This window comes from Corynebacterium sp. LK26, assembly GCF_014335085.1.
In the GTDB taxonomy this organism is placed as follows: domain Bacteria; phylum Actinomycetota; class Actinomycetes; order Mycobacteriales; family Mycobacteriaceae; genus Corynebacterium; species Corynebacterium jeikeium_D.
In genome coordinates this window covers 214,071-227,000 of the sequence record NZ_PDHB01000002.1, presented here as the reverse complement: position 1 = coordinate 227,000, position 12,930 = coordinate 214,071, and the positions used below count along the sequence as shown (strand labels likewise).

The following is a 12,930-nucleotide window of genomic DNA, read 5'->3' as shown; positions in this document are numbered from 1 at the left end:
CTATGTAACCGGGGGAGGGGAGGACATTGCTCAATTGAGATCTTCAGTTAGGTATCTGCCTTTGAAGTATTCTTGCTAGCAGCACTCCAGGGGGGAAAGGCCAGTCTCAGCAGTTTGCGGCTGAGACTGGCTTTGGCATTTTTGTTCTAGCGTCATCTCAAGGTAAAGTAGCCAAACTGTGTGCGCACACGTGAATGTTGCCTCGGGTCTCCACCGGCCGCCGGGGAATAACAACAGTGTGCACGGTGGCTGGCAAATCTACACGGACCCTAAAAGGAGTCATGTTGTCTACTTTCCATCCGAAGGACGGTGACATCGAGCGCAAGTGGTACGTCATCGACGCTACCGACGTTGTTCTCGGCCGTCTGGCTACTCACGCCGCAGACTTGCTGCGCGGTAAGGGCAAGGCTTACTTCGCCCCTAACGTCGACTGCGGTGACCACGTCATCATCATCAACGCCGATAAGGTACACGTCTCCTCGAACAAGCGGGAACGTGAGATGCGCTACCGCCACTCGGGCTTCCCGGGCGGCCTGAAGTCGATGACCCTGGGTCGTTCCCTCGAGGTTCACCCGGAGCGTGTTATCGCTGAGGCTATTGAGGGCATGATGCCGCACAACAAGCTTTCGCGTGCGTCCATCAAGAAGCTGCACGTCTTCGCCGGTTCCGAGCACCCGTTCGCCGGTCAGAAGCCTGAAAACTACGAGATCAAGGCGGTGGCACAGTGACCAACCCACAGGACGTCAATGAGAACCAGAACGTAGAGGCCACCGAGGCTTCCTACGATGATGTTCAGGCTGCCGCTGCTGCTGCCACTGAAGAGTTCACCTCTTCCATCGGCGACGCAGTTGCTACCGAGACCGAGGCTGAGGCTGCTCCGGCTGCACCGCTGACCCTGGATCGTCCGATTCAGACTGTCGGTCGTCGTAAGCGCGCTGTCGCCCGCGTCGTTCTGACCGCTGGTTCCGGCAAGATTGTCTGCAACGGCCGCGAGCTCGAGGATTACTTCCCGAACAAGCTGCACCAGCAGGAGATCAAGGATCCGCTGGTCCTGGTCGAGCGCGAGAGCCAGTTCGACATCAAGGCCAACATCAACGGTGGTGGCCCGTCCGGTCAGGCCGGTGCTCTGCGCCTGGCTATCGCTCGTGCCCTGAACGAGTTCAACCCGGAGGAGCGCAGCGTTCTCAAGAAGGCTGGCTTCCTCACCCGCGACGCTCGTGCTGTCGAGCGCAAGAAGGCTGGTCTGCACAAGGCCCGTCGCGCACCGCAGTACTCCAAGCGTTAAGCTTTACTGCTTCGAAAAGCACCTCAGTTTGAGTATTACACGCAAGCCGAGGTGCTTTTTTGGTTAAAGTCCGCAGTGACCAGGCATGGCTGCATTTTTGGGACAAGCCCCGTACGTTAGACTTTTATCCGTTAAAAACTGCCGCGAGAATCGTTTATCGCGGTGCGATTGCAGTGCGATGAAAGTGCGATTGCAGTGCGATGGGAAGAAGGAAACCGTATGGCGGTGAGCACCACAGCCACCAAGACCTCCGACGCGAAGAGCTCCTCTAGCTCGTCGTCGGTGGCGAAGCATCCCTTCCGCATTCGACGCGTACCAGGCATTGATGGGCTGCGCGGTCTGGCCGTTGCCACAGTGGTGATCTACCACTACTTCGATAATGTGCTGCCCGGTGGCTACATCGGTGTGGATATCTTCTTCGTGCTCTCCGGATTTCTTATCACCTCGCTTCTGGTGCGCGAACGCGCGGTCACTGGGCGCATCGATCTAAAGGACTTCTGGCTCCGTCGACTGCGCCGCATCGCTCCGGCTGCGATGTTCGTGTTGTTTATTTCCATCGCCGTCGCAGGTCTGGTCGGCGGGGATCCCGCTGTTGGCTTGTCGACGCAGTTTCTCGGCACGGTCTTTTTCGTCAATAACTGGACGCAGATTGCGGGCTCTCAGTCCTATTTCGCGGATTCCGGAGTGCAGCTGTTAGCGCACTACTGGTCACTGTCGGTGGAGGAGCAGTTCTACTTGCTCTGGCCATTGATCTTTGTGGCTCTTCTCGCCCTGAAGCTGGCATCTCGCAAGCTGGCAGCAGTGGCGGGCATTGGGGCGGTTGCCTCTTTCGTGTGGATGGTCTCGCTCTATGATCCGAAGGTCGACCCCACGCGGGTCTACTACGGTACCGATACTCACGCCTTTGGACTCCTGTTTGGCGCGGCCCTCGCATTGTGGTTGACATCGACGTCGTCACGCGCGGAAGCGGACTCCTGGCCACGCACAGAACCCCTGCTGCGGGACTTCTTTGGCAGTTCCGCCCAGGCTTTCGTAGTGGCCTCGCTGCCGCTGATCTTCCTTTCGTTGGTTTTGCTGATGATGTCGGATACCGCGTCGGCGACTTACCGCGGTGGGTTGGTGTTCGCCTCGTTGCTGTCGGTGGCGATTCTCTATCTTGTCGTTCGCGGTGTCTCACCCGTGCGTCAGATTTTTGAGTTCAAGCCACTGTGCTGGCTGGGAAAGATTTCCTTCTCGCTGTACCTGTGGCACTGGCCGGTCATCGTGCTCATCCGCGAACTGCTGGAGCGCAATGAGGCCATGCAGTATGAGAACCTCGCTGCCTTCGCAGGCATCGCGCTATCGCTGCTTTTGGCGAACTGGTCGTACAAGAATGTGGAATCGCCAATTCGCCGGATGGGTTACCGCCGTTGGATGTTGCAGTTTTCGGGCACGCAGTTTGCCGGTTCCTGGAAGCCGCGCGTTGCAGCAGGGCTGGCGCTGGTCGTCGTGGTTGGTGCAGTTGTGGGAATGGCTACGGCGCCGAAGATGACGCGTTTGGAGGCACAGCTACAGGAGGCAGCTGAGCGCCGTGCACAGGCACAAAAGGCGGAGGAAGCCGAGTTGGCCAAGCGTGTTATGCCGCGTGGTGACCAGATCACCGCTATCGGCGACTCTGTGATGCTCGCCTCGGCGTCGGCGTTGGAAGAGAAGCTGCCCGGTATCTATATCGATGCGGCTGTTTCTCGTGGTTATCCGGCTGCGCCAGAGATTATCGCCAGTATGAAGGCGGCGGGTACGCTCGATCCATTCGTCGTGCTGGGTCTTGGTATCAATCAGTCGGCTGCGGCATCGGACGAACACCTGTTGGATGAGATCCTCGATTCGCTGGGTGAAGACCGCATCATTGTCCTCATCAACCCGTACGGTGATCGTGTGTGGATGCCGCAGTCGGAGAGGGAAGTCCTCGACGCGGCAAAGAAGCGCGACAATGTCTATGTGTCTGACTGGTGTCATGGTGTGCGTGATGATTTGTCCAAGCTGCGCGCGGACCTTATCCACCCGACCCCGGATGGCGCCGAGGTCTATGCCAATGCCGTGGTCGATGCTTTCCAGCAGTATGCGAAGAACAAGAAACGCATTCCGGACACCTGCGGAATCTAATAAAAATCTAGTTAGTAGTGTTTCCACGGTAAAGTAAGTGGCTGTGGCCAAACAAAAGTCTTCCTCCAGTCACCGTGGATTAAAGATTTTCCTCGGCATCGTCCTCGGTATCTTCGCACTCTTCGGTGTGTTTTACGCTGTCGATTACGTGCTGAACAAGGACCATGTCCCGCGCGGGTCTACCGTCGCGGGTATTGACATCAGCACGCTGAGCGCGAATCACGCTGAGGCGAAGCTCGAAGAGCAGCTCGGTGATCTTTCCACTCATCCAGTGGCGTTTCGTGCCGGCGAACGCACGGCGGAGGTTCTGCCCGAGGAGGCGGGGCTGAGCATCGACTGGGAGAAGACGGTCGCGCAGGCGGGTAAGCAGACGGCGAACCCAGTTACCTGGGTGCGCAGTTTCTTTACTACCCGTGAGCTGGATTTGGTCAGCGATATCGATAGCTCTAAGTTCGAGCCGCAGGTCGACCGTCTCGTCGGCGAACTGACTATTGCTCCCGTCGATGGCGAGGTCAAGCTTGTCGACGGCCGCGTGGAAACAACTCCACCGGTCATCGGCCAAGATGTCGACCGCAATGCGGTCAGCGGGGATTTGGCCGCCAAGTGGTTGTCGCCGGAGGGCATCGATGTAGAGACCACCGCGCACGACCCGGCTATCGGTGAGGATCAGGTCCGTGAGGCAGCTGAAGGAGAGGCCGCCGATGCGGTGTCGGGCCCCATTGTTGCCAAGGGCCGTGATGGCAAAGATGGTGTAATTCCGCCGGAGCGCATGGCTGAAATCATCAGCTTTGTGCCGCGCGACGGTGGATTGGTTGCCGATATCAATGTCGACCGCGCACGCGAGATCCTCGAGGAGGGGCTGGCTGCTTCCGAGGTTGATAAGCGCAATGCGTCGATACGCTTCAGCGGTGGTTCGCGTGAAGTGGTCCCCTCGGTTGATGGCGTAGCCGTGAAGTGGGATGAAACTATGAAGGACTTCGCCGAGCGTGTGACTTCGACGGATAAGCGCGAGTTTGATGCGGTCTACGAGGACAAGCCCGCCACCTACACCACCGAACAAGCGGAAAGTGCCACCTTCGATGATGTCATTGGTGAGTTCACCACCGGTGGCTTCAGCTCGGCATCGGGAACAAACATTGCCCTGGTGTCGCAGATGGTCAACGGCGCATTCGTGGCGCCGGGCGATACATTCAGTCTGAACGGCTACACGGGTCCGCGCGGTACTGCGCAGGGTTTTGTCGAGTCGGGCATTATCCTCAACGGCCATGCGGATAAGGCTGTCGGTGGTGGCATTAGCCAGTTCGCCACCACTTTGTACAATGCTTCGTACTTTGCGGGCATGGAGGATGTCGCGCACACCCCGCACAGTTACTACATTTCGCGTTACCCGGCCGGCCGTGAGGCGACGGTGTACGAGGGCGCAATCGACCTAGCGTTTAAGAACAGTTCCGACACTCCGATTCTTATCGAGGCCGTTACTACTGGTTCCGACGTCACTGTGCGCATCAAGGGTGTGAAGAAGGTCAACGTCGAGTCCATCAATGGTGGCCGTTGGGCATACACGCAACCACAGCGTATGCAGGTCAGTGGCAGCTCTTGCCAGCCGTCGTCGGGTGCGCAGGGCTTCACCACTTCTGATACACGCGTTATTCGGGACCTCTCGGGCGCGGAAATCTCGCGTGAAACTCAGACTACGGTTTATGACCCGCAGCCAATTGTGTCCTGTGGCTAGTCTGGATTCGCCTGCGCGACCGGCTAAAGTAATACAGCATTGACAATGCAATAGTCCGCGATACCAAAACTCATAAAACCCCCAAGGAGTGGTCTAGCAACAATGGCACGTCTTTTCGGAACTGATGGCGTCCGCGGTTTGGCGAATAAGACTCTGACCGCACCGCTGGCAATGCGGCTGGGTGCTGCTGCGGCCACTGTGCTGACTAGCGGCACGAATCCGTCGGGGCGTCGTCCCCTGGCCATTGTTGGCCGCGATCCGCGTGTCTCCGGTGAGATGCTCGCCGCAGCGCTGTCTGCCGGCATGGCTTCCCAGGGCGTCGACGTTTTGCGTGTCGGCGTGCTGCCCACTCCGGCTGTCGCTTTCCTCACCGACGACTACGGTGCCGACATGGGTGTGATGATTTCGGCTTCTCACAACCCCATGCCGGACAACGGCATCAAGTTCTTCGCCGCGGGCGGCACCAAGCTTGACGACGCGGTGGAGAAGGAAATCGAACACGCTCTCCACAACTTGCCGGAGACCGGACCCACGGGCACCGGAGTGGGGCGTGTCATCGAGGAGGCCCCAGACGGGCTCGACCGCTACCTGTTCCACCTCTCCCGTGCGGTCAGCACCAAGCTCGACGGCATTCGTGTCGTGGTGGATTGTGCAAATGGTGCTGCTTCGCAGGCCGCCCCCATGGCGTACGCGGCCGCCGGTGCCGACGTCGTCGCTATTCATGACAAGCCGAACTCCTACAACATCAACGACAACTGCGGTTCCACCCACATTGAGGTTTTGCGCGCGGCAGTGCTGGAGCACGGCGCGGATCTGGGTCTGGCTCACGATGGCGATGCCGACCGCTGCCTGGCTGTGGACTCGCAGGGCAACATCGTCGATGGTGACCAAATCATGGCCATCCTGGCCGTCGCCATGAAGGAAGAGGGGCTACTGCACCACAACACGCTGGTGGCCACTGTGATGAGTAACCTCGGCCTCAAGCTGGCGATGGAGGAAAACGATATCGCCCTGCGTACCACCAAGGTCGGCGACCGCTATGTGCTGGCTGATTTGAACGCTGGCGGTTACTCGCTCGGCGGTGAGCAGTCGGGGCACGTGGTCATTCCGGATCACGCCACCACCGGTGACGGCACCCTCACCGGTCTGTACCTCATGGCGCGGATGGCACGCACCGGTAAGTCTCTGGCTGAGCTGGCCTCCGTAATGAAGGTGCTGCCGCAGACTCTTATCAACGTGCCGGTGTCCAACAAGGCCGCAATTCTGGAGTCTGATGAGGTCAAGGCCGCCATCGATGCAGCCGAGGAGAAGCTGGGTTCCACCGGTCGCGTGCTGTTGCGCCCGTCCGGCACCGAGGAGCTCTTCCGCGTCATGGTGGAGGCCGCCGATGCGGAATCGGCCCGCAAGATTGCCGGGGAGTTAGCTGCGGTTGTGGCCGCAGTCTAGAGTCAGGAGTGTGGAAATGAATGACGCGCCAGAGGACATTAAAGCCCGCTTTGCCCCGGGTGAAGCCGACATCCAGGTAGAGGTGGTCGATCGTGACGGTCGGGTTCTCGGTACCGTCGGCAAGCTTGAAGCACACGTTCCACCGGGAATTTTGCACCGTGCTTTTTCTCTTTTCCTCTTCGATGAGCAGGGACGCATGCTGCTGCAGCGCCGTGCGGAGTCGAAGTATCACTCACCACTGCTACTGACGAATGCGACCTGCTCGCACCCACTGCCGGGGGAGCCGGTGGCCGATGCCGTTGAGCGTCGTGCGAAGGAAGAGCTCGGTGCGGATGTCTCCCAGTTGGAGGAAATCGGCATTGTTATCTACCAGGTCATCGATGATCGTTCGGGATTGGCGGAGCACGAGTACAACCACGTGTACGCCGGCATCGTCGATCCGAAGTCGGTGGATATCAACCCCGATGAGGTCGATGAAGTGGTGTACGTGACTCCGCAGGAACTCGCAGAACGTCGCGCGAACGAACCGATGACGGAGTGGTTTAACCACGTCTGGGGTGTTGGGGCGGAGAAGTTCTCCAAGTACGGTTTCGACATTGCGGGTGTGCCGGGTATCCATGGCCCAGCGGAGGCGCAGGCTGCCGCGCAGTCGGTTTCGGAAAAGGATGTGTAGCTTCGTGACCAGCGTAGAAAACGCCAGCGTCGACGACTTTGGCCTCGACAAGTCCGAGGAATTGGAGACCGGGGAGTTCTATGCCCTGGCCAATGAACAGGGTGCCGCATTCGGTGAAGGCCATGCCAAGTCGATTTTGTTGGGTGAGCACTCTGTCGTCTACGGCAAGCCGGCTATCGCACTGCCGGTGACGTCGCTGCGCACGATGGCGTGGATTGACCGCGTGGAGGATTCTCCCGTCCTGTTTTCCATGGACGGCGAGGTCATCGACATCGACGAGCTGCCGGAGCGCTTTGCCTCCATCGCCGCTGCACTCCGCGCTGGCCTGCGCACCTTCGGTATTCCCGAACGCGACCTGCTGGTTCGTCTCCGCTCCGGTATCCCACCCGCTGCAGGGCTGGGTGGTTCTGCCGCAGTGGCACATGCGCTTATCGACGCAGTGCGTGACCTCGCCGATGGCACTCTGACCGAGCGTCAGCGCTTTGACCTGGTGCAGGAAGCTGAGCGTCTGGCGCACGGTAACCCCTCTGGCCTGGATGCCACGGTTGCCCGTGCATCGCGTCCGGTCTACTTCAAGCAGGGTGAGTTCCATCCGCTGAAGGTGGCCAAGAAGATGTGGCTGGTGCTGGGGGATACCGGTGTGCGTGGTTCGACGTCGCTGGCCGTTGCCCGCGTGCGTGGTTTCGTCGATTCCCACCGAGTCCATGGCCAAGAGTTGCTGGACCACTTGGGGCAGCTGGCCGACGGCGCGGTGCACAACCTGGCCAAGGGTGATTTTGCCCGTCTGGGACATCGCATGGACTCGGCGCAGGAAGCGCTAGAAGAACTAGGTGTTGGGCATGAGTCCATCACCGATCTCGTCACTGCCGCCCGACTGGCAGGTGCCCACGGGGCAAAGCTCACTGGTGCCGGTTGCGGTGGCTGTGTGATGGCGCTGGCAGAGTCCGCCGATCACGCGGAACTGATTAGCCATGCCATGATGGGCGCCAATGCCGTTGCTACTTGGACTGTGGAGGTAAATCCCTCGTGACCACGACCGCTACCGCCGTCGCTCATCCCAACATCGCCCTGATTAAATACTGGGGCAAGCGCGATGAGGCCGTGCAGCTACCGGCCACAGGTTCGCTGTCCCTTACTCTGGGCATCGCTCCGACGACGACCACGGTGTCGCTTATCGACGATCCCAGCGTCACCGCCGACTCGGGCACTCTGAACGGCCAGGAGATGGTGGGCAAGGACCTCTCCCGTGTCCAGAAGTTTTTGGATTTGGTCCGCGAGCGTGCGGGCAGCACTAGCTTCGCAGAGGTGACCAGCACCAACGAGATTCCGACGGGTGCGGGTCTGGCTTCGTCCGCGTCGGGTTTTGGCGCGCTCGCGCTGGCCGCGGCGAAGGCCTACGGCCTGGACTACACCCCGGAACAGCTCTCGGCTCTGGCCCGTCGCGGTTCGGGCTCGGCCTGTCGCTCTATTTTCGGCGGCCTCGTTGAGTGGCTGCCCGGCGATGACGATGCTTCCAGCCACGCAGTGGCTCTGCCGGATTCCGGCCTGGATCTCTCCCTGGTCGTGGCGGTTTTGGCCCCGGGGCGCAAGAAGATTGACAGCCGTGCCGCCATGCGTCGCACGGTCGAGACATCACCGTTCTTCCCGGCCTGGGTGGAGCAGGTGCCTCGTGATATCGAGGACATGAAGGCCGCCATTGCCGCTGCGGACTTCACTGCGGTCGGCGAGCTTGCCGAGGCCAATGCCATGCGCATGCACGCCACTATGCTGGGGGCTCTTCCTCCGGTGCGGTACTGGAATCCGGATTCGGTGGCGGCTCTCGATCTCGTCGCTACGCTGCGTGACGAGGGCACCGAGTGCTACGCCACCATGGATGCCGGGCCGAACGTGAAGGTGCTGTGCCGCAGCGGCGATGCCGAGACCATCGCGGATCGTTTCCGCGCAGAGTTCGAGGATATTGACGTGCTGGTTTCCGGCTCCGGCCCTGGCGCATACCTGGTGTAGCTGGGGGAGTAGTTGAGCAACGCTAAAGGCGGACCTATCGAAGGCGAGTCCATCGGTCGTGGCTGCGGCAAGCTGTACCTCACTGGTGAGTATGCGGTGATGGATGTCGAGGGGCTGGCCGTCATCGCAGGTGTCGACCGCTATGTGACAGTTCGGTGCCGCGATGCCGAACCATCGCAGCCGGTCTCTCGCGTGTACTCCAGCTATTACGGCCCGCGGGGGCGTGTCATTGATATCGATGCACCAGATGACATCGCTACCCATACGATTTCCCTGGTCTATCGCATTGCTGCGGGCGAGTTGGAAAACACCCCAGAGCGCCCCATAAATATCGTCATTGAATCAGACCTCGATGACGCCGACAGTGGTGCGAAGTATGGCCTGGGATCCTCCGGGGCTGTCGCTGTGGCTGTAACTCGTGCGCTGGGGACGCACCTGGGTCTGGAGCTGGATTCACTGGACGTGTACAAGATTGCGATGGTGGCCACGCTTCTGGCTGGTGCAGCTGGTTCCGGCGGCGATATCGCGTGCTCCGCGCACGGCGGGGTGGTGCTCTATCGCCGGCCGAATCCGACGGCGCTCGCAGAGCTCGTGGCGGCTGATCCTGTCGCTGCCGTGGCGGCACCGTGGCCGAATCTTCGCATTGACGCCCGCACCGACCTCGGTGGGCTACAACTGTTGGTCGGCTGGACGGGCAGTCCGGTGAAGACGGACTCGCAGTTGAAGAAGGCCGGTGGCGCAGACCGTGATTTTGTGCGCGGGGTCTCGTCGATAAGCGAAAGACTCTGGCAGGCGCTTGCCGACGGCGACCACACCGCGGCGTTTGCCTGCCTGCGTGAGAATCGGACGCTGCTGCAGGACTATGAGCGTGAGCGTGCTGTATGCATCGAGACGGAGAAACTGAAAGCGCTCGCCGACATCGCCGATGGCGCGGGGGCCGCGGGCAAGAGCAGCGGCTCCGGTGGTGGTGACTGCGGAATCGCGCTGGTGGGAGTCTCAGATGGTGTCGATGCCGAGGAGACTGCCGCGGACATCACCGCGCGCTGGCAAGCAGCTGGCATCCAGCCGTTGCCGCTGAAGCTGGCCGCTCAACTTTGACCACAGTTTTTTGACCGTAGAATTTAAGACAGCTGAAATTTACAGAAGCTGGGAACCGAAGCTGCATGCAGCTAGAAAGGGTCGCATAGGACAATGGCTGAAAAGAGCTCGCACGACCTGGAATATGCACACGTACCGCTGAGCTGGATTGGTCCGGTGCGCATTAGTGGCAACGTCATGAATGACGAGGTGAAGATTCCGCTGGCGACTTACGAGACCCCGCTGTGGCCGTCGTGTGGTCGCGGTGCGAAGGTCTCCCGCATGATCGAAGGTGGCATTACCTGCACTTTCGTCGGTGAGAAGATGACCCGATCGGTGATTTTCACTCTCGACTCGGCAGCGGATGCCGTCATTGCGCGCGACAACATCCTGTCTCGTTATGACGAGCTGAAGAAGGTCGTGGAGTCCTCCTCGCGTTTTGCCAAGCTGGTAGATATTCACTTCCAGATCGCATCGCGTCTTCTCTTTGTCCGCTTTGACTTCTTCTCCGGTGATGCCTCGGGCCACAACATGGCCACGCTGGCGTCTGAGCGTTTGATGTCCTACCTGATGGAGCAGATGCCAGAGTTGGGCTATGGCTCCATCTCGGGCAACTACTGTACCGATAAGAAGACCTCCGCAGTCAATGGCATTCTGGGCCGCGGTAAGTACGTAATCGCCGAGGCCGTCATTCCGGAGCCGGTTGTCCGCGAGCGTCTGCGCACAACTGCCAAGCGCCTGGCTGAGCTCAACGAACGCAAGAACCTCGTCGGCTCCATCATGGCCGGTTCGCTGCGCAGCGGTAATGCGCACTACGCCAATATGCTGCTGGGCTTTTACCTCGCTACCGGTCAGGACGCTGCGAATATCGTCGAAGGCTCGCAGGGGCTGACGCAGGTAGAGGCGCTTGACGACGGCTCCGTGCGCTTTAGCTGCACCCTGCCACATTTGATCGTCGGTTCCGTGGGCAACGGCAAGGGCTTGGACTTCGTGGAGAAGAATCTCACAGCGCTGGGCTGCAAGGAGGACCGTGAGCCGGGCGAGAATGCCCGTCGTCTAGCAGCGTGCTGCGCGGCAATCGTCTGGTGTGGTGAGCTTTCCCTGCTCGCGGCACAGACGAACCCGGGGGAGCTGATGGAGGCGCACGTTTCTATCGAGCGTGCGAAGTAGTGCTTTGTGAATAGTCGTTTGCGACAATTCGCAAAACCTAAGACAAATCTCAGGTAAACGCGCTAGATTTCTGTAGTAGGCAATTAACATTTTGTGGGCAAAATATCCCGTGGTCTGATGACTGCTCTGATGGCCGTTCTGATGACATGGGGATGTTTCGTTGCCCGTTATTTCTTAAAAATCTGTAGAGGTAGTGAAGGCACGGTTTTGATGACAACAAGCAATGTGACCCCGATCGGTATTGATGACATCGCCTTTGCGACGGGTTCGTACTGCATTGACCTCGCCGATATTGCGCCCCGACTCGGAGCGGAACCGGCAAAGTACCACAAGGGCCTGGGGCAGGAACGCTCCAGCGTGGTTGCCTCTGATGAAGATCCGGTGACGATGGCCGCGACCGCGGTGAAGAAGATCGTCGACCGCCACGGTATCGACGGCGTGCGCACCATCATGTTCGCCACTGAGACCGGTATCGACCAGTCGAAGGCCGCTGCTGTCTATGTGCATGAGTTGGTCGGTCTTGACCCGCACGCGCGATCTGTCGAGCTGAAGCAGGCTTGCTACTCCGGTACCGCGGCGCTGCAGTTCGCGTGCGCTCTGGTGGCCCGCAATCCGGAGGAGAAGGTCATCGTTGTCGCCTCCGACATTGCCCGCTATGACCTGGACTCCGCTGCGGAGCCGACCCAGGGCGCAGGTGCTGTAGCCATGCTGGTGACCGCTAATCCGCGCATCCTGGCTATCGATGCCGCTTCGGGCGTCTTCACCCGCGAAGTTATGGACTTCTGGCGTCCGAACCACCGCAGCCAGGCGTTGGTGGAGGGCAAGCTCTCTATTAGTGCTTACATCGACGCTGTTCAGGGTGCTTACGAGGACTACCGTGCCCGCGGCGGTGTGGACTTCAGCGAGATTGACTACTTCAGCTACCACCAGCCGTTTACCAAGATGGCCTACAAGGCGCACCGGCAGCTTTCGGCCAATAACGGTGTGGAGCTCACCGCAGAGGACGAGGCCCGCCAGCTCGGCCCAACCACTGAGTACAACCGCATCATCGGTAACTCCTACACAGCATCGGCCTACTTCGGCCTGCTCTCGCTGCTGGACACCGAGAAGGACCTGGCTGGTAAGAAGGTCGCTGTTGTCTCCTATGGTTCCGGCTCGGTTGCTGAGTTCCTCACCGGCAATGTGGTCGAGGGCTACGAGTCCCAGCTGCGCGCCGAAGATAATGCTCGTGAACTGGATGAACGCGTAAAGCTCGATGATCCGACCTACTACCGCCACGCTCAGGTGACGCATGAAGATCCGGGTGAGTACTCCAACCTGGGAGACGACGCCCTGATTGGCACCGGCCCATTCAGCTTCACCGGTGTTGAGGGGTGTAAGCGCATCTACCGCGCTCGTTAG

The 12,930-nt window shown here is 59.9% G+C and carries 11 protein-coding genes; all 11 read left to right on the top strand.

Annotated elements, in window-relative coordinates; translation table 11 throughout:
* The first annotated feature begins 284 nt into the window (after positions 1-284).
* The 11 genes from rplM to CRD13_RS04470 all read left to right on the top strand — a co-directional run bounded on the left by rplM (position 285) and on the right by CRD13_RS04470 (position 12,930).
* A complete protein-coding gene (rplM, locus tag CRD13_RS04520) occupies positions 285-728 on the top strand; it encodes a 50S ribosomal protein L13 (protein WP_005509852.1) in 444 nt (147 codons plus the stop codon).
* Complete coding sequence (rpsI, locus tag CRD13_RS04515) at positions 725-1,285, top strand: 30S ribosomal protein S9 (protein WP_016422091.1); 561 nt, start codon at positions 725-727, stop codon at positions 1,283-1,285. The genes rplM and rpsI overlap by 4 nt, the downstream gene beginning before the upstream one ends.
* Positions 1,286-1,504: 219 nt before the next feature.
* Positions 1,505-3,427, top strand: a complete 1,923-nt coding sequence (locus tag CRD13_RS04510) for an acyltransferase family protein (protein WP_187401341.1) — start codon at positions 1,505-1,507, stop codon at positions 3,425-3,427.
* 43 nt (positions 3,428-3,470) lie between these two features.
* On the top strand, positions 3,471-5,159 hold the full coding sequence (locus CRD13_RS04505) for a VanW family protein (RefSeq protein ID WP_187401340.1): 1,689 nt from the start codon (positions 3,471-3,473) through the stop codon (positions 5,157-5,159).
* Between the two features lie 102 nt (positions 5,160-5,261).
* Positions 5,262-6,605 carry a phosphoglucosamine mutase gene (gene glmM, locus CRD13_RS04500; RefSeq protein WP_016422094.1) on the top strand — a complete coding sequence of 448 codons (1,344 nt, stop codon included), beginning with the start codon at positions 5,262-5,264 and terminating at the stop codon, positions 6,603-6,605.
* Positions 6,606-6,621: 16 nt separating this feature from the next.
* Positions 6,622-7,278 carry an isopentenyl-diphosphate Delta-isomerase gene (gene idi, locus CRD13_RS04495; protein WP_016422095.1) on the top strand — a complete coding sequence of 219 codons (657 nt, stop codon included), beginning with the start codon at positions 6,622-6,624 and terminating at the stop codon, positions 7,276-7,278.
* A 4-nt stretch (positions 7,279-7,282) separates the two neighbouring features.
* Complete coding sequence (mvk, locus tag CRD13_RS04490) at positions 7,283-8,308, top strand: mevalonate kinase (RefSeq protein ID WP_101687816.1); 1,026 nt, start codon at positions 7,283-7,285, stop codon at positions 8,306-8,308.
* The gene (gene mvaD / locus CRD13_RS04485) at positions 8,305-9,282 is read left to right on the top strand and encodes a diphosphomevalonate decarboxylase (RefSeq protein WP_048731502.1); all 978 of its coding nucleotides are present in this window, start codon (positions 8,305-8,307) and stop codon (positions 9,280-9,282) included. The genes mvk and mvaD overlap by 4 nt, the downstream gene beginning before the upstream one ends.
* Before the next feature lie 12 nt (positions 9,283-9,294).
* Positions 9,295-10,380 carry a phosphomevalonate kinase gene (locus tag CRD13_RS04480; protein ID WP_070862802.1) on the top strand — a complete coding sequence of 362 codons (1,086 nt, stop codon included), beginning with the start codon at positions 9,295-9,297 and terminating at the stop codon, positions 10,378-10,380.
* A gap of 93 nt (positions 10,381-10,473) precedes the next feature.
* Positions 10,474-11,529, top strand: a complete 1,056-nt coding sequence (locus CRD13_RS04475) for a hydroxymethylglutaryl-CoA reductase (NADPH) (protein WP_016422099.1) — start codon at positions 10,474-10,476, stop codon at positions 11,527-11,529.
* Between the two features lie 210 nt (positions 11,530-11,739).
* A complete protein-coding gene (locus CRD13_RS04470) occupies positions 11,740-12,930 on the top strand; it encodes a hydroxymethylglutaryl-CoA synthase (protein ID WP_016422100.1) in 1,191 nt (396 codons plus the stop codon).